This is a genomic window from Arsenophonus endosymbiont of Aphis craccivora, from assembly GCF_013460135.1.
GTDB classification, from domain to species: Bacteria; Pseudomonadota; Gammaproteobacteria; order Enterobacterales; family Enterobacteriaceae; genus Arsenophonus; species Arsenophonus nilaparvatae.
Genome location: NZ_CP038155.1, coordinates 1,488,767 through 1,509,660, shown reverse-complemented (window position 1 = coordinate 1,509,660; position 20,894 = coordinate 1,488,767). Strand labels below are relative to the sequence as shown.

The window sequence follows — 20,894 nt, the reverse complement described above, 5'->3', positions numbered from 1 at the left end:
TGGAGAGGAGTACTTTCGGGACGTATATTAAGAATTAATAGGTTCTACATATCCAACGTACTCGATGATATGCAAATGATAAACACACTGTGTAAGGATCACTGATGAATAAGACTGTAAATAAGAACATGAATAAGGGTCATGTAATTGAATGTGTCGCGCAAAAGGCAAACTTGACTAAGACTCAAGCTAAAAGTGCGTTAGAAGCAGTCATTGAATGTATTACAGATGCATTGAAAGAAGGTGAGCAAGTTCAATTCGTTGGTTTTGGTACTTTTAAGATTAATTATCGTGCAGCTCGTACTGGTCGTAATCCTAAAACAGGTGCAGAACTCAAAATTGAAGCCGCTAATGTACCAGTATTTGTTGCTGGAAAATCACTGAAAGAAGCAGTTAAGTAATTCAGTTGCGAAAGAGAATATTCAAAGGGGGTATTCAACCCCTTTTCTTGATTGGGCACATCCTCATTTTACTTGGCGCTTGCACCAGTAAACCTAAAATGCCAGAATTTAGCGCAAGTGGATTTATTTCTGACGCCGGGGTCGTTAGGTTATGGCGCTTAAATGATCAAAAAAGCAACCATCAAGTAATTGTCGCTGTATATAGTCCTTACCAAGACAAAAATACTACCATTACTTTCTTTGAATATCGTCAAAATAAACTTTGGCAAATTCGGTATCAATCTTTTGACTATAAAAATAAACAGCAACAACAGCTAAGATTTGATCAAAATGACCATATTATTTTTATGCAGCGCATAATAAATAATAACAAAATTCCTTTAACTAAGGATGATATTCTTCGCTGGCGATTTGAATCAGAGCGTTTAATTGAATTGAGCAACACACTTATTGCTGGTAATGTTCATCTTTACCAAGGTCATTGGCGTCAAGGACAAATTATAACGTGTAGTGGTGAAAAACGTGATACATCGTTTACCTCTCAAGCTGAAAATTGGTTGTTGCAAAGATCCAAGACTAGTTCAGATGACTTGGCTATTGCCTGGTTAGAAGCACCAGAAGGCAACGAGTTATTGCTCGTTGCCAATGAGAATTTCTGTCTATGGGCGCCAACAAAAAAGAAACTTTAAATTTTTTATTTTAAACGAGCAAGTGCTCGATAACCGATATCATCCCGATAGAAACAACCCGTCCAGGATATTTTTTCTGCTTTCTGATAAGCTGCTTTTTGGGCATCGAGAATTGTTTTTCCAAGCGCGGTAACACACAGTACACGGCCACCGGCAGTAATGACTTGGTTTTGTTTTAATTCTGTTCCGGCGTGAAAAACTTTACACATTTCTGCTGGGTTATCATTGTTCCCTTCAATAATATCACCTTTACGATAATTGGCCGGATAACCTTCAGCGGCCATGACAACACCTAAGGCACAGCGCTCATCCCAACATGATGTTTTACCCGCTAATTCTCCTTTAGCGCCGGCTAGACAAAGTTCTACCAGATCAGATTGTAAGCGCATCATAATGGGTTGTGTTTCTGGATCATCAAATCGACAATTAAATTCAATAACCTTTGGATTTCCTTGTTTATCTATCATTAATCCGGCATATAAAAATCCTTGATATCGCCGATCTTCGAGCGCCATACCTTTTACCGTAGGATAAATAATTTGATCCATTACACGCTGATGAATAATGTCTGTGACAACCGTAGCAGGAGAATATGCCCCCATTCCACCTGTATTTGGCCCGCTATCATTATTACCAACACGCTTATGATCTTGGCTTGTTGCCATAGGAATGACATTTTCACCATCAACCATTACGATAAAACTGGCTTCTTCGCCGTCAAGAAACTCCTCAATAACGATAGGGTGACCAGCTTGGCCAAATGTATTACCGGCAAGCATCTCATGAACAGCATTTTTGGCTTCTTCTAAAGTCATAGCAACAACCACGCCTTTACCTGCGGCTAGCCCATCAGCTTTAATAACAATCGGGGCGCCCATTTTGTTTAGGTAGGCGAGTGTGGGTTCAACTTCGGTAAAATTCTGGTAAGTGGCGGTCGGAATATGATGACGTGTAAGAAAATCTTTCGTAAAAGCTTTATAGCCTTCTAATTGTGCTGCTTTTTGACTGGGACCAAAGATCGTTAAACCAGCATGTTGAAAAGCATCAACAACGCCTAGAATTAAGGGTGTTTCTGGTCCAACGATCGTTAAACTAATATTATTATTTTTGGCAAAATCGACTAATCCAGTAATATCTGTTATTGAAACATTAATATTGGTTAGATTTTTTTCTAGTGCAGTTCCGGCATTACCGGGTGCAACATAAACCTTGTCAGCGAGAGGTTATTGTGCTGCTTTCCATACTAAAGCATGCTCACGACCACCATTGCCGATAATTAAAATATTCATGTTATTGCTCCCTAAATTAATGGCGTAAATGGCGCATATCAGTAAAAATCATCGCGATATCATGTTCATTAGCTGCGGCTATGATCTCATCGTCACGAATTGAACCGCCTAGTTGGATAACACAGGTTATGCCTGCGGTAGCGGCAGCATCAATACTATCTCGGAATGGAAAGAAAGCATCAGATGCCATTGCACATCCGACAAGATCTAAATTTTCGTCCTGCGATTTTAATGCCGCGATTTTCGCTGAATAAACTCGGCTCATTTGTCCCGCACCAATACCGACTGTCATATTATTTTTGGCATAAACAATGGCATTGGATTTTACAAATTTTGCCACATGCCAACAAAATAGGGCATTATCTATTTCTTGTTCGCTTGGCTGACGTTTGGAAACGACACGTAGATCAGCTTTGGTCACTAAACCTAAATCGCGATCTTGCACCAATAAGCCACCATTTACCCGTTTGAAATCTAAACCTGCAATAGGTGAATGCCATTGGCCACAGGCCAGAACACGCACATTCTGTTTGCTTGCAAGTATTGCGAGGGCAGCTTCAGTAACCGCAGGTGCAATAATGACTTCAACAAATTGACGCTCAATAATTGTTTTAGCCGTATTTGCATCTAATTCACGATTAAATGCCATAATACCACCAAATGCAGAGGTTGGATCAGTTTTGAAAGCGTGATCGTAAGCCGCACAGATATCAGTACTGACCGCAACACCACAAGGATTAGCGTGTTTGACAATGAGACAAGCCGGTTTGGAAAAACTTTTTACGCACTCCAAGGCTGCGTCAGTATCAGCAATATTATTATAAGAAAGCGATTTGCCTTGTAGCTGTCTTGCTGTAGCAACAGAGGCTTCTACTCTATTTTTCTCTATATAAAAAGCCGCAGCTTGATGACTATTTTCGCCGTAACGCATATCCTGATGTTTAATAAAATTCAGGTTCAATGTACGAGGAAATCTACCTGAAGCCTGGTTCATCTCACCATAATAAGAAGGTACTAACTTACCAAAATAATTAGCAATCATCCCATCATAAGCGGCAGTATGTTCAAAAGCCTTAACTGCCAAGTTAAAGCGGAACATGTTAGTTAGAGAGTTTTGCTGATTATCCATCTCTTCGATGATTTTGTGATAATCCTGACTATTAACCACAACCGCCACATCTCTATAATTTTTGGCAGCAGAACGGATCATGGCTGGCCCACCAATATCAATATTCTCAATGGCATTTTCTAGCGTACAATCTGGCTTGGCAACAGTTTCTGCAAAAGGGTAAAGATTAACAACAACCATATCAATTGGCGTAATTTGATGTTGTCTCATTATTTCGTCATCTTGCCCGCGCCGGCCGAGAATACCGCCATGTACTTTCGGATGAAGCGTTTTGACACGGACGGCCATCATTTCTGGCCATCCGGTATAATCGGAAACTTCTATAACAGTTAACCCGGCCGCTAGCAATAATTTAGCTGTACCGCCGGTAGAGATAAGTTCAACTTTACGTTGAGATAAAGCTTTAGCAAATTCAACAATACCTTCTTTGTCAGAAACACTCAGTAGAGCACGCTGAATAGGGCGGAGTTGTGGCATGAAATAGATCCCTTGGAATAATAAAATGTTTTAAAACATTAATTAAATTTTATGGCTATTTGCTATTACAAATGATATTCGAAAATAACTAGTTTTAATCAAATATTTTTTGTCGCAAACGCAATTGTAACGCAAACGTTTGCGTATTTCGCTGTAATTTTTGTCATTTGATTTTTGTGGATAACTCTGTTAATAATTCGGTATAAGGCTTTGTTGAATAAATCGAACTTTTAGGTGATTAGCGGATCTGATCGCTAAATTCGTTTCAACATCATGTCCCCATGGCAAAGCAAAAGTTTAAAATTACCAACTGGCCCGCGTACAACAAGGCACTCAGACAACGCGGTTCCCTGACGGTCTGGCTTGATGAGTCGGCCATCGCTGGATGGACTGACAGTTCTTCGCCTGAAGGTCGTGGCCGGCCGCTTTACTACAGCGATATGGCTGTTACCACTGTCCTGATGATGAAGCGTGTGTTTAACCTGTCGCTCCGGGCATTACAGGGCTTCGTTGATTCGATTTTTAAACTCATGTCTTTGCCGCTGTGCTGTCCGGACTACTCGCTGGTCAGCAGACGAGCAAAGAGCGTCAACATCAGCATAAAAACGCCAACGCGTGGTGAAATCTCGCATCTGGTCATCGACAGTACCGGTCTGAAGGTCTTTGGCGAAGGTGAATGGAAAGTCAGGCAGCATGGGGCTGACAGACGAAGAGTGTGGCGCAAGCTTCATCTGGCAGCAGACAGTGTGACTCATGAGATTATCTGTGCCGACTTATCGCTCAGCGGAACGACAGATGCGCAGGCACTGCCGGGCCTGATTAACCAAACCCACCGGAAAATCAGGGAAGTGTCAGCAGACGGTGCTTATGACGCCTGTTACTGCCACGACGCGTTGCTAAGAAAGAAAATCAGGCCCCTTATCCCGCCGCGAAGCGGAGCGAAATACTGGCCGGACAAGTACCATGAACGTAACCATGCGGTGGCGAATCAGCGTCTGAGCAGGAGTAATGATATGTGGAAAAAGAAAGTGGGTTATCACCGGCGTTCAGTGGCAGAAACAGCGATGTTCCGCATAAAAACTTTGCTGGGTGGCCATCTGAGGCTGCGTGACTATGAGGCTCAGGTAGGTGAAGCAATGGCGATGGTCAAAGCGCTGAACCGTATGACGTTGTTGGGTATGCCACACAGCGTCAGGATCGGATAACAGGTGTAGGTGTAGCAGAGGGAGCCATCCTGTCGGCTAATTCTGATTTATTCAACAAAGCCTCGGTATAATATAATGCTTTGCTGTTTAATTAATCAATTAAACAAAATTATGCAAAATTAAGCTTGCCAGCTGCGTAAAACTGCCTATAATGCGCCCCCACTGAGTCAGTATAGAACGAATCAATTGAATTGAATTTTCTTGACGCATGGTAAAGAAAAGTAGAAATAACTACTTGACTTTACAGGTGAAAAGCGTAATATACGCCACCTCGCGGCCTAGGTCGCACGCTCTTTAACAATTAATCAGACAATCTGTGTGGGCACTCGCAAGACATCATCAAAAAATATTTGATTTTAAAGTCTTGAAGAGTGACAAACAGTTAATTCATATATGAACTAATATGCAGTAACGTTATTTTGGACGGCAGCGGCGAAGGTGGTCAAACATCGGCAAAGCGGGTTGAACAAAAGGGCGTTACGGTCAGTAAAACATTCTTTGAGCATCAAGCTTTTAATTGAAGAGTTTGATCATGGCTCAGATTGAACGCTGGCGGCAGGCCTAACACATGCAAGTCGAGCGGCAGCGGAAGGAAGCTTGCTTCCTTGCCGGCGAGCGGCGGACGGGTGAGTAAGGTATGGGGATCTGGCCGAAGGCGGGGGATAACCACTGGAAACGGTGGCTAATACCGCATAATCTCTAAGGAGCAAAGTGGGGGACCGTTCTGGCCTCACACCTGCGGATGAACCCATATGAGATTAGCTAGTAGGTGGGGTAATGGCTCACCTAGGCGACGATCTCTAGCTGGTCTGAGAGGATGATCAGCCACACTGGGACTGAGACACGGCCCAGACTCCTACGGGAGGCAGCAGTGGGGAATATTGCACAATGGGCGCAAGCCTGATGCAGCCATGCCGCGTGTATGAAGAAGGCCTTCGGGTTGTAAAGTACTTTCAGTCGTGAGGAAGGTGTTAAGGTTAATAACCTTAGCAATTGACGTTAGCGACAGAAGAAGCACCGGCTAACTCCGTGCCAGCAGCCGCGGTAATACGGAGGGTGCGAGCGTTAATCGGAATTACTGGGCGTAAAGGGCACGCAGGCGGTTAATTAAGTTGGATGTGAAATCCCCGGGCTTAACCTGGGAATGGCATTCAAGACTGGTTAGCTAGAGTCGTGTAGAGGGGGGTAGAATTCCATGTGTAGCGGTGAAATGCGTAGAGATGTGGAGGAATACCGGTGGCGAAGGCGGCCCCCTGGACAAAGACTGACGCTCATGTGCGAAAGCGTGGGGAGCAAACAGGATTAGATACCCTGGTAGTCCACGCTGTAAACGATGTCGATTTGGAGGTTGTGGTCATAAACTGTGGCCTCCGGAGCTAACGCGTTAAATCGACCGCCTGGGGAGTACGGCCGCAAGGTTAAAACTCAAATGAATTGACGGGGGCCCGCACAAGCGGTGGAGCATGTGGTTTAATTCGATGCAACGCGAAGAACCTTACCTACTCTTGACATCCAGCGAATCCTTTAGAGATAGAGGAGTGCCTTCGGGAACGCTGAGACAGGTGCTGCATGGCTGTCGTCAGCTCGTGTTGTGAAATGTTGGGTTAAGTCCCGCAACGAGCGCAACCCTTATCCTTTGTTGCCAGCGAGTAGTGTCGGGAACTCAAAGGAGACTGCCGGTGATAAACCGGAGGAAGGTTGGGATGACGTCAAGTCATCATGGCCCTTACGAGTAGGGCTACACACGTGCTACAATGGCGTATACAGAGAGAGGCGAGCCAGCGATGGGAAGCGGAACTCAGAAAGTACGTCGAAGTCCGGATTGGAGTCTGCAACTCGACTCCATGAAGTCGGAATCGCTAGTAATCGCGGATCAGCATGTCGCGGTGAATACGTTCCCGGGCCTTGTACACACCGCCCGTCACACCATGGGAGTGGGTTGCAAAAGAAGTAGGTAGCTTAACCTTTTTGGATGGCGCTTACCACTTTGTGATTCATGACTGGGGTGAAGTCGTAACAAGGTAACCGTAGGGGAACCTGCGGTTGGATCACCTCCTTACCTAGATAGATGGAATGTGAGTGTTCACACAGATTGTCTGATGAAGATTGAGCAGAATGTATCATTAGGCTTGTAGCTCAGGTGGTTAGAGCGCACCCCTGATAAGGGTGAGGTCGGTGGTTCAAGTCCACTCAGGCCTACCAACATTGCTGACGGAAGTGGCTGAAAGGCAAGGTTAGCAGTAAGGTGTAATGATACGACAATCTTAATGGGGCTATAGCTCAGCTGGGAGAGCGCCTGCTTTGCACGCAGGAGGTCAGCGGTTCGATCCCGCTTAGCTCCACCATATTGCAAGATAAAAATAGAAAAAAAGTTATTCAGAGCAGGCTGGCAACAGTATGCTGCGAATAATTATGCTCTTTAACAATCTGGAACAAGCTGAAAATTGAAACACACATTATTAAAAAAATAGTGTGGAGAACTCTCAAAACTCCAATCAGTTGGGTTTTTGTTGTCATGATGAAGAGTTATGAGCGAGCAGTCAGCAATTCGAGGCGGCCAGCGCACAGCAAGCGCAGCGTACTAAAGTACGTGAGCATTGCGCGCAATGCCCAACACAGAATTGGTGGACGCGCATCCATAACCCAACAAAAAGACAGTAGAAGACACCTTCGGGTTGTGAGGTTAAGCGAATGAAGCGTACACGGTGGATGCCTAGGCAGTCAGAGGCGATGAAGGACGTGCTAATCTGCGAAAAGCGTCGGTAAGCTGATATGAAGCGTATTAGCCGGCGATGTCCGAATGGGGAAACCCAGTGCATTAATGCACTATCGTTTGATGAATTCATAGTCAAACGAGGCGAACCGGGGGAACTGAAACATCTCAGTATCCCGAGGAAAAGAAATCAACCGAGATTCCCCCAGTAGCGGCGAGCGAACGGGGAGCAGCCCAGAGTCAACATCAATATTTACCGCAGGAGAAGGGTCTGGAAAGGCCAGCAATAAAGGGTGATAGCCCCGTATCTGAAACGGTAAGTGTTGTGAACTCGAAGAGTAAGGCGGGACACGTGTTATCCTGTCTGAATATGGGGGGACCATCCTCCAAGGCTAAATACTACTGACTGACCGATAGTAAACCAGTACCGTGAGGGAAAGGCGAAAAGAACCCCGGCGAGGGGAGTGAAATAGAACCTGAAACCGTGTACGTACAAGCAGTGGGAGCACCCGACAGGGTGTGACTGCGTACCTTTTGTATAATGGGTCAGCGACTTATATTCTGTAGCAAGGTTAACCGTATAGGGGAGCCGTAGGGAAACCGAGTCTGAACTGGGCGTTAAGTTGCAGGGTATAGACCCGAAACCCGGTGATCTAGCCATGGGCAGGTTGAAGGTTGGGTAACACTAACTGGAGGACCGAACCGACTAATGTTGAAAAATTAGCGGATGACTTGTGGCTGGGGGTGAAAGGCCAATCAAACCGGGAGATAGCTGGTTCTCCCCGAAAGCTATTTAGGTAGCGCCTCGTGCATTCATCTTCGGGGGTAGAGCACTGTTTCGGCTAGGGGGTCATCCCGACTTACCAACCCGATGCAAACTACGAATACCGAAGAATGTTATCACGGGAGACATACGGCGGGTGCTAACGTCCGTCGTGAAGAGGGAAACAACCCAGACCGCCAGCTAAGGTCCCGAAGTCATGGTTAAGTGGGAAACGAAGTGGGAAGGCTTAGACAGCCAGGATGTTGGCTTAGAAGCAGCCATCATTTAAAGAAAGCGTAATAGCTCACTGGTCGAGTCGGCCTGCACGGAAGATGTAACGGGGCTAAACCATGCACCGAAGCTGCGGCAGCGACATTTAGATGTTGTTGGGTAGGGGAGCGTTCTGTAAGCCGTAGAAGGTGGACTGAGAGGTCTGCTGGAGGTATCAGAAGTGCGAATGCTGACATAAGTAACGATAAAGCGGGTAAAAAACCCGCTCGCCGAAAGACCAAGGTTTCCTGTCCAACGTTAATCGGGGCAGGGTAAGTCGACCCCTAAGGCGAGGCTGAAAAGCGTAGTCGATGGGAAACGGGTTAATATTCCCGTACTAATGGTTACTGCGAAGGGGGGACGGAGAAGGCTAGGCTATCCGGGCGACGGTTGTCCCGGTTTAAGCGAGTAGGTGGGTAGTGCAGGCAAATCCGCACTGCTACAACACTGAGACGTGATGACGAGCCACCAAGGTGGTGAAGTAGTTGATGCCCAGCTTCCAGGAAAAGCCTCTAAGCGATAGGTAATCATTAATCGTACCCAAAACCGACACAGGTGGTTAGGTAGAGAATACTCAGGCGCTTGAGAGAACTCGGGTGAAGGAACTAGGCAAAATGGTGCCGTAACTTCGGGAGAAGGCACGCTGGCATTAGGTGAAGGGTCTAGCATCCGGAGCTGAAGCCAGTCGAAGATACCAGCTGGCTGCAACTGTTTATTAAAAACACAGCACTGTGCAAACACGAAAGTGGACGTATACGGTGTGACGCCTGCCCGGTGCTGGAAGGTTAATTGATGGGGTAAGCAGTAAGGCGAAGCTCTTGATCGAAGCCCCAGTAAACGGCGGCCGTAACTATAACGGTCCTAAGGTAGCGAAATTCCTTGTCGGGTAAGTTCCGACCTGCACGAATGGCGTAATGATGGCCAGGCTGTCTCCACCCGAGACTCAGTGAAATTGAACTCGCTGTGAAGATGCAGTGTACCCGCGGCAAGACGGAAAGACCCCGTGAACCTTTACTATAGCTTGACACTGAACATTGAGCCTTGATGTGTAGGATAGGTGGGAGGCTTTGAAGTGTGGACGGCAGTCTGCATGGAGCCAACGTTGAAATACCACCCTTTAATGTTTGATGTTCTAACTTAGGCCCGTAATCCGGGCTGAGGACAGTGTCTGGTGGGTAGTTTGACTGGGGCGGTCTCCTCCCAAAGCGTAACGGAGGAGCACGAAGGTTGGCTAATCACGGTCGGACATCGTGAGGTTAGTGCAAAGGCATAAGCCAGCTTGACTGCGAGCGTGACGGCGCGAGCAGGTACGAAAGTAGGTCTTAGTGATCCGGTGGTTCTGAATGGAAGGGCCATCGCTCAACGGATAAAAGGTACTCCGGGGATAACAGGCTGATACCGCCCAAGAGTTCATATCGACGGCGGTGTTTGGCACCTCGATGTCGGCTCATCACATCCTGGGGCTGAAGTAGGTCCCAAGGGTATGGCTGTTCGCCATTTAAAGTGGTACGCGAGCTGGGTTTAGAACGTCGTGAGACAGTTCGGTCCCTATCTGTCGTGGGCGAAGGAAGATTGAGGGGGGCTGCTCCTAGTACGAGAGGACCGGAGTGGACGCACCACTGGTGTACAGGTTGTCATGCCAATGGCATCGCCTGGTAGCTAAGTGCGGAAGAGATAACCGCTGAAAGCATCTAAGCGGGAAACTGGCCTCAAGATGAGTCTTCCCTGACAGTAATGTCCTATAAGGGGTGTTCGAGACGAGGACGTAGATAGGCTGGATGTGTAAGCGTAGCGATACGTTGAGCTAACCAGTACTAATGACCCGAGAGGCTTAACCTGACAACACCGAAGGTGTTTTGAGAGAGAGAATTTTAGCTTGTTTTGAGATTGAATCTGGTCGGATTTTGCTGAAGGCCGAGGTATGTTCGCTACTGAGGTAGGTGAGCAGACTATAAGGCAGCGAAATAAGACGGGATAAATAGAAAAGAATTTGTCTGGCGGTAATAGCGCGGTGGTCCCACCTGACCCCATGCCGAACTCAGAAGTGAAATGCCGTAGCGCCGATGGTAGTGTGGGGTATCCCCATGTGAGAGTAGGGAGCTGCCAGACTTTAATTTAATAATAATGGGAAAGACCGTTAGTGAAATGAATCGGGTGGTGCGGTAGTTCAGTTGGTTAGAATACCGGCCTGTCACGCAGGGGGCGCGGGTTCGAGCACCGTCAGCACCGCCAATAATATCGAAAGTAAGCCCTGTGAAGATATCACAGGGCTTTTTGTTGTTTATTAAAAAACTTGTCAAATATATAAATATTTTTATAAATTTGTTTTATTTTCATTTTTCTTGAACTTTAAGATGCAACTATGCTTCTAAATGATGAGTTTTATCTATTATCTATGTATTGGATAGATTAATAAATATTCGATTTTTAAGGGTTATTTGAGGTGACAAAGAAAATTTATTCATTGCGTTATATTGCTGGCCAGCCAGCAAAGCGTATTTTACCTGTATCTGAATATACGCTTGATGATGATTTACCTATAGGGATGCCATTATTCTCAGAAAGTGATGAATTAAGCATTGTTTCATGGAATATTTATAAGCAGCAACGCCCAAACTGGTATTCAGTTTTAAATAAATTAGTCATAGATAAACATTTGATTCTGTTACAAGAAGCTCAAACTTCACCTCAACTTATTGATTTTGTCGTATCTCAACATTTAGTTGCTGATCAAGTGCCAGCAATTGTTTTCCCTCAACACGCTTCTGGAGTAATGACGTTAGCAAGATCTCATCCAATTTATTGTTGTCCATTGCGGGAAAAAGAGCCATTACTTCGGTTACAGAAATCAGCGTTAATTACCGTTTATCCATTACATAATGGCCGAAATTTAATGATTATTAATATTCATGCGGTTAATTTTAGTTTTGGGGTGGATATTTATAGTCGGCAACTACACAATATAGGGGAGCATATTAAAAGACATCAAGGGCCAGTGATTTTTGCTGGGGATTTTAATACCTGGAGTCGACAACGTATAAATGCACTTAAACGTTTTACGCGCAGTTTACGGATGAAAGAAGTCAATTTTGGCACTGATGAACGCACTATCATCTTTGGTTACCCATTAGATTATGTTTTCTATCGTAGTTTGACCCTTCTGGATGCAGCAGTGATTAAAACGCAATCTTCTGATCATAATCCCATTTCTGCCAAGTTTAGTATCAAATAGTTTTAATCAGAGAATAAAAAAATAGAAATGCTGATTTAGCATTTCTATTTTAAATATTAGGTTTGCACTCAGATAATGATGTTAGTTATCAATGCTATTTTATTGATATATTTTCTTTTTTAATAAATAAGTAGTAAGTAATTGACAAGCAGACGATCCAAATCATTCCTACGATCAGAGCAACGCGTGTCTCTTTGAAAAAGCCTAACAGCATGATGACAAACACCATAAATAAGATGGTGATGAATGGACCAATCGGCCAAAATGGTACTTTAAATTTCAGTTTGCTTGCCGTTTCAGCGCTCATTTTACGGCGCATAGCAACTTGAGAAAGCAAGATCATTAACCAAACCCAAACGGTTGCGAATGTGGCTAAAGAGGCAATTATTACAAAAATATCTTTTGGAATAATATAATTGAGATAAACGCCGATCAGCATAATTACCGACATAACAACTACTGTCATCCAGGGAACACCAGTGAGGCTAACTTTCATAAATGAACGAGGTGCTTGCCCTTCCTGGGCCATACCATACATCATACGGCCAGCTCCAAAGATATCACTGTTAATAGCAGCTATAGCAGCTGTAATGACAACAATATTTAAGATATTAGCGGCAGAAGTGATATTTAAATTGGCAAAAATTTGTACAAATGGACTGCCATTTTGTCCAATTTGATTCCAAGGAAAAATGCACATTAAGACAAATAGCGTTAAACCATAAAACAGTAATATACGCAATGGCACAGCATTAATGGCTTTAGGGATATTTTTTTCTGGTTCTTTAGCTTCACTTGCAGTAATGCCGATCACTTCAATACCACCAAAGGCGAACATAACGATTGCTAGTGAGGCAATAATTCCTTCTACACCATTAGGCATAAAGCCACCATGTTGCCAAAGGTTAAATAAACCAGTTGCATGATGTTCAGTTCCTTGACCAAAACCAAATAACATGATTGCACCACCACCAATGATCATCGCAATAATGGCAATCACTTTAATAATTGATAACCAGAATTCCATTTCACCGAAAATTTTCACATGACACAAGTTCAATGCGCCAATAAATAAGACAATACTTAATACCCATATCCATTGTTCAACTTGAGGAAACCAAAAGCGCATATAAGTGCCAAAGGCAGTTACATCGGCCAGACAGACAATTAACATCTCAAAGATATAATTCCATCCAGTAAGAAAACCGGCTAATGGCCCCATATAGTGGCTAGCATACTGAGAAAAAGAACCTGGCACTGGGTGGTCGACGGCCATTTCACCCAGTGCTCGCATAACCATAAAAACTGCTGCTCCACCAATCATATAGACAAGCAGTACCGCTGGGCCGGCCGCCTGTATTGCTGAAGCTGAACCATAAAAAAGCCCTGTACCAATTGCAGAGCCTAGCGCCATGAAGCGAATATGCCTTCCAGTCAATCCCCGTTTAAGTTGATTTGTATTGTTCATGTGTTGCCTTTCCATCTTTCTTTTTAATGTGCTGGATATGCTCCCAGTTCACAACCTAAATGGTTTTGATAACTACAAAGCACAAGTTGTTAACCATAACATAAAGAAAGGTGTTCTAGGGATAGATATCTGCAATAATATGCAAATTATTAAGTTATTTTAGAGAACGTCATGGATTATCCAATTAATCAAATTTTTCAAACAATACAGGGAAAGGGCTATTTTACCGGAGTAGCAGCAATTTTTATTCGTTTACAGGGTTGTCCAGTCGGGTGTAGTTGGTGTGATACTAAACATACTTGGGCTAAAAATAAGCAACAACAACGGCCATTATCGATAATCTTAGCTAAAAAGATCGAAAGTGACGAGTTGGCAGCGTGTAGTTCAGAACAAATTATTGATCTATTTGAACAGAATAATTATACCGCTCGTCATATCGTCATTACAGGGGGAGAACCTTGTTTATATGATCTAACCGAATGAACTGATAATTTAGAAAAAAATGGTTATCAATGCCAAATCGAGACGAGTGGGACACATAATATTTATTGCTCTGAAAAAACTTGGGTAACTGTATCACCAAAAGTGGCGATGCGTGGTGGTTTTAGTATATTGCCGGCAGAGTTAAATCGAGCAAATGAAATTAAGCATCCTGTCGGGCGCCAAAAAGATATTGATGCATTAGAATCTTTGATTAATCAGCTTTAGCCCAATCATCCTGCACCACATATTTGTTTGCAACCGATTAGTCAAAATGCTAATGCGACTCAGCTTTGTATTGAAACCTGTATTAAACGTAATTGGCGGTTATCGGTTCAAATGCATAAATATCTAGATATCGCTTAATAGTACTCAGCACCAATCGGTGCTGAAAATAAAGGACGGGGTTTATTCACCGCGATAAATACAACCTGCATTACAAGTTTCTTTAATCATTATCGAACTTAATTGTGGCAAAATGGGTTTCATTTTATGCCAAATCCAACGTGCAATAACTTCACTAGTAGTGATTTTCTAATCCTTCTATGTCATTAAGATAATGATGATCTAATTGTTGCCATAAAGGTTTAAAAGCTTTAGAAATATCGCTAACGTCAACGATCCAGCCTGTTTGTTGATCAATTTCACCGGTTAATTCTAATCTGACCATAAATGAGTGCCCATGTAAACGTCCACATTTATGCCCTACGGGAACATGGGGTAGTCGATGGGCAGCCTCAAACTGAAAGTCTTTAAAAATTGTTGCGCTCATTGTGGCACATATCAATTATATTAATGCAAACATTTTATCTGAATGAGGCTTTGTTGAATAAATCAGAATTAGCCGCCAGGATGGCTCCCTCTGCTACAGCTGTTATCCGATCCTGACGCTGTGTGGCATACCCAACAACGTCATACGGTTCAGCGCTTTGACCATCGCCATTGCTTCACCTACCTGAGGCTCATAGTCACGCAGCCTCAGATGGCCACCCAGCAAAGTTTTTATGCGGAACATCGCTGTTTCTGCCACTGAACGCCGGTGATAACCCACTTTCTTTTTCCACATATCATTACTCCTGCTCAGACGCTGATTCGCCACCGCATGGTTACGTTCATGGTACTTGTCCGGCCAGTATTTCGCTCCGCTTCGCGGCGGGATAAGGGGCCTGATTTTCTTTCTTAGCAACGCATCTTGGCAGTAACAGGCGTCATAAGCACCGTCTGCTGACACTTCCCTGATTTTCCGGTGGGTTTGGTTAATCAGGCCCGGCAGTGCCTGCGCATCTGTCGTTCCGCTGAGCGATAAGTCGGCACAGATAATCTCATGATTCACACTGTCTGCTGCCAGATGAAGCTTGCGCCACACTCTTCGTCTGTCAGCCCCATGCTGCCTGACTTTCCATTCACCTTCGCCAAAGACCTTCAGACCGGTACTGTCGATGACCAGATGCGAGATTTCACCACGCGTTGGCGTTTTTATGCTGATGTTGACGCTCTTTGCTCGTCTGCTGACCAGCGAGTAGTCCGGACAGCACAGCGGCAAAGACATGAGTTTAAAAATCGAATCAACGAAGCCCTGTAATGCCCGGAGCGACAGGTTAAACACACGCTTCATCATCAGGACAGTGGTAACAGCCATATCGCTGTAGTAAAGAGGCCGGCCACGACCTTCAGGCGAAGAACTGTCAGTCCATCCAGCGATGGCCGACTCATCAAGCCAGACCGTCAGGGAACCGCGTTGTCTGAGTGCCTTGTTGTACGCGGGCCAGTTGGTAATTTTAAACTTTTGCTTTGACATGGGGACCTGATGTTGAAACGAATTTAGCGATCAGCTCCTCCAATCACCTAAAAGTTCGATTTATTCAACAAAGCCTCTGAATGAGTGCATTTTTTATATTAGAAACTTTTGATTAATTAATCTCATTATGTGAGTTAAAAATAATTTAATCATTTTAAAAATGAGATATGGTTATATTATCTTGACCTTGTGTGATAACTTAATGAATATAAAATAGAATGAAAGAATTTTTCAGCATAATTTTTTACTTTAAATAAAAAAACAGTTAACCAACAAAATATTTTAAATTGATCAACTTATTAGATGGTAAAAACAAACTTTTTTTTGACATATAGCTAAGCTATACTTTGTCAATAATAAAAAGACCCGTTTGACTCTATTTCATATTTATTTATAAATTTTTTATTAATAACTTATCTGTGATAGGTAGCGTCATAGGGTAAGTTGTGGGATGATAAGTGAGTCTTGCAGGGGGCTGCGATGCGTAAATTAGCGCTGATATTGTTGGCGGTGTGTTGCTGGTTACAATATTCACTATGGTTTGGTAAAAATGGTGTCCATGACTATTTGCGTATAAAAAGTGAAGTTGCAGCGCTAGAAACGTTGAATACGAAATTTAAAGTACGCAATGAACGTTTATTTGCTGAAATAGACGATTTGAATGGGGGACGCGAAGCTATTGAGGAGCGATCCCGCTTTGAGCTTGGTATGATTAGACCTGGAGAGTCTTTTTATCGAATAGTGAATGAGAACGCTTTTCCAAACCATAAATAAAATTTGTAATTAATAATATTTTTTCCGGCCACAAAATTATTTACAAATATTATGACGAAAAAGTAGTAATTCATAAGAAAACAGTCTAAAACAATGAATAAATTTATATCTAATCATAAAGTGCAAATTGCTGCTTTAATACCTGCCGCTGGTATTGGCAATCGTATTAAATCGGATTGTCCCAAGCAATATTTGAAAGTAGCTGGAAAAACGATTATTGAGCATACCATATATGCCTTACTTAAGCAGCCAAGAATTTCCCAAATTATTGTTTCGTTAAATCAGGATGATATCTTTTTTCATCAATTAGCGATTGCTAAAAATGCAAAAATTAAAACAGTCGTTGGTGGTTGTCAAAGGGCTGATTCAGTTTTGGCTGGACTGAATTATTTATCAGACAATTTACAGCTAGATCCCTGTTGGGTTTTAGTTCATGATGCAGCTCGACCTTGCTTACATCAAACTGATTTAAATAGTATTATTCGTTTTATTGATAGTAAACAGTCTTCTTATGGTGGTATTTTGGCAGCGCCAGTAAGAGATACAATGAAACGTTCAGTTCAAGGAAAAATAGATATTAGTCATACTGTTGAACGAAGTGAACTTTGGCATGCACTGACGCCACAATTTTTTCCTTTAGCATTAATCAAAAACTGTTTGACTCAAGCATTAGCGCAAAAAGCGGTAATTACCGATGATGCTTCGGCGCTTGAATATTGCGGTTACCATCCTCAATTGCTGGAAGGTAGAGTGGATAATTTAAAGGTTACTCAACCAGAAGATTTGATGTTAGCAGAATTCTACCTTTCTCGCGCTTTATAAGACTATTGTTAGGAGTATCGTTCATGCGGATTGGACATGGATTTGATGTACATAAATTTGGTGGAGATGGCCCAATTACAATGTGTGGAGTGAAAATTCCCTATGAACAAGGATTAATAGCGCATTCTGATGGTGATGTCGCCTTACATGCAGTGACAGATGCTATTCTTGGAGCAGCAGCATTAGGCGATATCGGTAAACTTTTTCCTGATACCGATCCGGCTTTTAAAGATGCCGATAGTCGCGGTTTGTTACGTGAGGCGTATTCGCAGGTGCTGAAAAAAGGATATTGTATTAGTAATCTTGATATCACAATTATTGCTCAAGTACCCAAAATGCTGCCATATATTGCTGATATGCGCAAAAATATAGCGGATGATCTAGGTTGCCATATTGATGATGTCAATGTTAAGGCTACCACAACGGAGAAACTTGGATTGATTGGTAGAAAAGAAGGCATTGCTTGCGAAGCAGTGGTTTTATTAGTAAAGGATAATAGTCATGATGGTGACAGCACTTCAGTGGCTGCATGGTAAACCAGTAGCAAGCGGAGCAATAAAATTAACGGCTGAAGATTTTATTGTACGTGAAGATCTGGGATTTTCACCTGAAGGTGAGGGTGAACACTTGATGGTGTATGTTAGAAAAAAGGGCTGTAATACTCTATTTGTAGCCGACCAGTTGGCCCGATTTGTTGGTATTTCTCCACGTAGCGTCAGCTATGCTGGATAAAAGATAGGCAAGCAGTGACAGAACAGTGGTTTTGTCTTCATTTGCCGGGAAAGGAAGATCCCGATTTTAGCCAGTTTTCACTTGCAGGATGTGAAATTTTGCTAGTGAAGAAACGACAGAAACGTAAATTGCGTATTGGTTCATTAAAAGTCAATGATTTTGAGTTAACTATTCGACATATTAGTGATCAGCAAGCAGTGGAAACACGTTTGCAGCAAATCAGAACATTCGGGGTAGCTCACTATTTTGGTGAGCAGCGCTTTGTTCGAGCGGGTAATAATCTCTTGCAAGCTGAGCGTTGGGCAAAAGGTGAAATTGAAGTTAAGCAGCGTAATAAACATAGTTTTTATCTTTCTGCCGTTCACAGTGTTATATTTAATTTTATCGTCAGCGAACGTATGCTTAATAATAAAGTACGTCAGGTAATGGACGGTGATGTTATGCAATTAACCGGCAGTGGTAGTTGGTTCGTTGCCAAGAGTGAAGAGTTATCTCAATTACAACTAAGATTGCAGGCTGGCGAAATTCAAATTACCGCTCCGCTATATGGTGAAAAAGAATTAGGAACTCAATCAGAAGCTAAACTGTTTGAACAGCAGTGCTTAACTCATTTTTCTGTTTTATTGCCGCTGCTGGAAGCTGAACGAACAAATTTGGTTCGACGAGCGATCATTGTTGTTCCTAGTAATATGCATTGGAAATGGTTAGAGCAGCAAACCTTGAGATTGTCTTGTCTTTTTCATTACCTAAGGGTAGTTTTGCCACTAGTGTGATACGAGAATTAATTAATAAATCTACTGAAAATATTATTGATATTGCTGAATAGTATTCTGTTAAAAATAATGTTGTTGATGATAAATCTTATTATATAAATATAATAAGATTTAAAATTTAACAATTATGTTGTCAGTTTGTTTTTAAAGGTATTAAGCCTTCTTTTGTAATAAGCGCCATTAAGGTAAAATTGTGATTTTGCTATTATCAGTCAGATGTAACCGATTGCTTGCAACTCTTAATTGATAAATTCTGTTATTAACTAAAGTCAAAATAAAAGAGGCTGAAAATAGCTACTCAAATTTGCCCAATAGATTTTAAGATTACATGAAAATATTAGAATTCAACAGACAAAATTTTAATAAAAAATTAGCGGTTAATACATTGGGCAAGTGTTATTTCTGTTGTTGTAAAAAGTTAACTTGCTTATTTTGTTCGTTATTGACTGGTAGTGTTGATAGTATTTAGTCAACAACTCTTTATACATTTTTAATATTTATTAGAAATTTTTTTTTATTGATTGATGTATTGCTAGTTAGATATTTGGTTAAGATAGTATTTTCACTGGATATTATTTTGGCGTATCTTATTGATGTTATTTAAAAAATGATAATTGTAATTAGATATTTTATTATTTTTCAGGTAGTTGGTAAAACAAAAAAATTATATTGTTATTTTATTACATTCACATCCACTAATATTAGACCTTCATTTTTCTATCGTAATTTGATGTGTTTTATTGTTACTTAATGATATTCTTGCTGTAATCTATTATTGACGCTATTTTCAACCCATAATCTTTTTTATCATAGATGATAATAGTTGGATAAAATAGCCTGGTTCTTAATATAATGGGCTTTGTTGAATAAATCGAACTTTTAGGTGATTGGCGGAGCTGATCGCTAAATTCGTTTCAACATCAGGTCCCCATGGCAAAGCAAAAGTTTAAAATTACCAACTGGCCCGCGTACAACAAGGCACTCAGACAACGCGGTTCCCTGACGGTCTGGCTTGATGAGTCGGCCATCGCTGGATGGACTGACAGTTCTTCGCCTGAAGGTCGTGGCCGGCCGCTTTACTACAGCGATATGGCTGTTACCACTGTCCTGATGATGAAGCGTGTGTTTAACCTGTCGCTCCGGGCATTACAGGGCTTCGTTGATTCGATTTTTAAACTCATGTCTTTGCCGCTGTGCTGTCCGGACTACTCGCTGGTCAGCAGACGAGCAAAGAGCGTCAACATCAGCATAAAAACGCCAACGCGTGGTGAAATCTCGCATCTGGTCATCGACAGTACCGGTCTGAAGGTCTTTGGCGAAGGTGAATGGAAAGTCAGGCAGCATGGGGCTGACAGACGAAGAGTGTGGCGCAAGCTTCATCTGGCAGCAGACAGTGTGAATCATGAGATTATCTGTGCCGACTTATCGCTCAGCGGAACGACAGATGCGCAGGCACTGCCGGGCCTGATTAACCAAACCCACCGGAAAATCAGGGAAGTGTCAGCAGACGGTGCTTATGACGCCTGTTACTGCCAAGATGCGTTGCTAAGAAAGAAAATCAGGCCCCTTATCCCGCCGCGAAGCGGAGCGAAATACTGGCCGGACAAGTACCATGAACGTAACCATGCGGTGGCGAATCAGCGTCTGAGCAGGAGTAATGATATGTGGAAAAAGAAAGTGGGTTATCACCGGCGTTCAGTGGCAGAAACAGCGATGTTCCGCATAAAAACTTTGCTGGGTGGCCATCTGAGGCTGCGTGACTATGAGGCTCAGGTAGGTGAAGCAATGGCGATGGTCAAAGCGCTGAACCGTATGACGTTGTTGGGTATGCCACACAGCGTCAGGATCGGATAACAGCTGTAGCAGAGGGAGCCATCCT

11 protein-coding genes, 2 tRNA genes, 3 rRNA genes and 4 pseudogenes are annotated in these 20,894 nt (G+C 42.9%); 15 read left to right on the top strand and 5 right to left on the bottom strand.

Annotation, left to right across the window (positions count from 1 at the left end; translation table 11 throughout):
• Positions 1-128 precede the first annotated feature (128 nt).
• Both E3U36_RS07730 and E3U36_RS07725 read left to right on the top strand, forming a co-directional pair.
• Positions 129-401, top strand: coding sequence for an HU family DNA-binding protein (locus E3U36_RS07730; RefSeq protein WP_119711947.1), 273 nt, complete (start codon positions 129-131; stop codon positions 399-401).
• 98 nt (positions 402-499) lie between these two features.
• Positions 500-1,090: a DUF1481 domain-containing protein gene (locus E3U36_RS07725; RefSeq protein ID WP_238337426.1), complete on the top strand. Its 591-nt coding sequence runs from the start codon at positions 500-502 to the stop codon at positions 1,088-1,090.
• Between the two features lie 5 nt (positions 1,091-1,095).
• On the opposite strand, the pseudogene purD reads toward E3U36_RS07725, so the two are convergent.
• A pseudogene (gene purD, locus E3U36_RS07720) lies at positions 1,096-2,379 on the bottom strand (phosphoribosylamine--glycine ligase).
• Between the two features lie 16 nt (positions 2,380-2,395).
• A complete protein-coding gene (gene purH / locus E3U36_RS07715) occupies positions 2,396-3,985 on the bottom strand; it encodes a bifunctional phosphoribosylaminoimidazolecarboxamide formyltransferase/IMP cyclohydrolase (protein ID WP_180816112.1) in 1,590 nt (529 codons plus the stop codon).
• Positions 3,986-4,266: 281 nt separating this feature from the next.
• Between purH and E3U36_RS07710 the strand changes: the two genes are divergently transcribed.
• The 7 genes from E3U36_RS07710 (at position 4,267) to E3U36_RS07680 (ending at position 12,168) form a co-directional block, all read left to right on the top strand.
• Positions 4,267-5,190, top strand: a complete 924-nt coding sequence (locus E3U36_RS07710) for an IS5 family transposase (RefSeq protein ID WP_180816040.1) — start codon at positions 4,267-4,269, stop codon at positions 5,188-5,190.
• A gap of 514 nt (positions 5,191-5,704) precedes the next feature.
• Positions 5,705-7,249: ribosomal RNA gene (locus E3U36_RS07705) — 16S ribosomal RNA — on the top strand.
• A 66-nt stretch (positions 7,250-7,315) separates the two neighbouring features.
• A tRNA-Ile gene (locus tag E3U36_RS07700) sits at positions 7,316-7,392 on the top strand.
• A gap of 67 nt (positions 7,393-7,459) precedes the next feature.
• A tRNA-Ala gene (locus E3U36_RS07695) sits at positions 7,460-7,535 on the top strand.
• Positions 7,536-7,871: 336 nt separating this feature from the next.
• A 23S ribosomal RNA gene (locus tag E3U36_RS07690) occupies positions 7,872-10,775 on the top strand.
• A gap of 154 nt (positions 10,776-10,929) precedes the next feature.
• Positions 10,930-11,045 (top strand): 5S ribosomal RNA (rrf, locus tag E3U36_RS07685).
• Together the 16S, 23S and 5S rRNA genes with 2 tRNA genes alongside form the textbook arrangement of a ribosomal RNA operon.
• 334 nt (positions 11,046-11,379) lie before the next feature.
• Positions 11,380-12,168 carry an endonuclease/exonuclease/phosphatase family protein gene (locus E3U36_RS07680; RefSeq protein ID WP_180816111.1) on the top strand — a complete coding sequence of 263 codons (789 nt, stop codon included), beginning with the start codon at positions 11,380-11,382 and terminating at the stop codon, positions 12,166-12,168.
• A 94-nt stretch (positions 12,169-12,262) separates the two neighbouring features.
• Here the strand turns inward: E3U36_RS07680 and E3U36_RS07675 are convergent, their stop codons facing one another.
• Positions 12,263-13,636, bottom strand: a complete 1,374-nt coding sequence (locus tag E3U36_RS07675) for an amino acid permease (protein WP_180816110.1) — start codon at positions 13,634-13,636, stop codon at positions 12,263-12,265.
• A gap of 171 nt (positions 13,637-13,807) precedes the next feature.
• On the opposite strand from E3U36_RS07675, the pseudogene queE reads away from it, so the two are divergent.
• Positions 13,808-14,482: pseudogene (gene queE, locus E3U36_RS07670) on the top strand (7-carboxy-7-deazaguanine synthase QueE).
• Between the two features lie 42 nt (positions 14,483-14,524).
• Here queE and queD read toward each other — a convergent pair.
• Both queD and E3U36_RS07660 read right to left on the bottom strand, forming a co-directional pair.
• A pseudogene (gene queD, locus E3U36_RS07665) lies at positions 14,525-14,888 on the bottom strand (6-carboxytetrahydropterin synthase QueD).
• Between the two features lie 102 nt (positions 14,889-14,990).
• Positions 14,991-15,914: an IS5 family transposase gene (locus E3U36_RS07660; protein ID WP_180816108.1), complete on the bottom strand. Its 924-nt coding sequence runs from the start codon at positions 15,912-15,914 to the stop codon at positions 14,991-14,993.
• Between the two features lie 480 nt (positions 15,915-16,394).
• Between E3U36_RS07660 and ftsB the strand changes: the two genes are divergently transcribed.
• The 5 genes and pseudogenes from ftsB (at position 16,395) to E3U36_RS07635 (ending at position 20,869) form a co-directional block, all read left to right on the top strand.
• Positions 16,395-16,688, top strand: a complete 294-nt coding sequence (ftsB, locus tag E3U36_RS07655; protein WP_180816107.1) for a cell division protein FtsB — start codon at positions 16,395-16,397, stop codon at positions 16,686-16,688.
• Between the two features lie 93 nt (positions 16,689-16,781).
• The gene (gene ispD, locus E3U36_RS07650; RefSeq protein WP_180816105.1) at positions 16,782-17,510 is read left to right on the top strand and encodes a 2-C-methyl-D-erythritol 4-phosphate cytidylyltransferase; all 729 of its coding nucleotides are present in this window, start codon (positions 16,782-16,784) and stop codon (positions 17,508-17,510) included.
• Positions 17,511-17,533: 23 nt separating this feature from the next.
• Entirely contained in the window at positions 17,534-18,046 is a 513-nt protein-coding gene (gene ispF, locus E3U36_RS07645) for a 2-C-methyl-D-erythritol 2,4-cyclodiphosphate synthase (protein ID WP_180816104.1), read from the top strand.
• Positions 18,012-19,068 (top strand): annotated as a pseudogene (gene truD, locus E3U36_RS07640) (tRNA pseudouridine(13) synthase TruD). The gene ispF and the pseudogene truD overlap by 35 nt, the downstream one beginning before the upstream one ends.
• Positions 19,069-19,945: 877 nt before the next feature.
• Positions 19,946-20,869, top strand: coding sequence for an IS5 family transposase (locus tag E3U36_RS07635; RefSeq protein WP_180816102.1), 924 nt, complete (start codon positions 19,946-19,948; stop codon positions 20,867-20,869).
• Positions 20,870-20,894 lie beyond the last annotated feature (25 nt).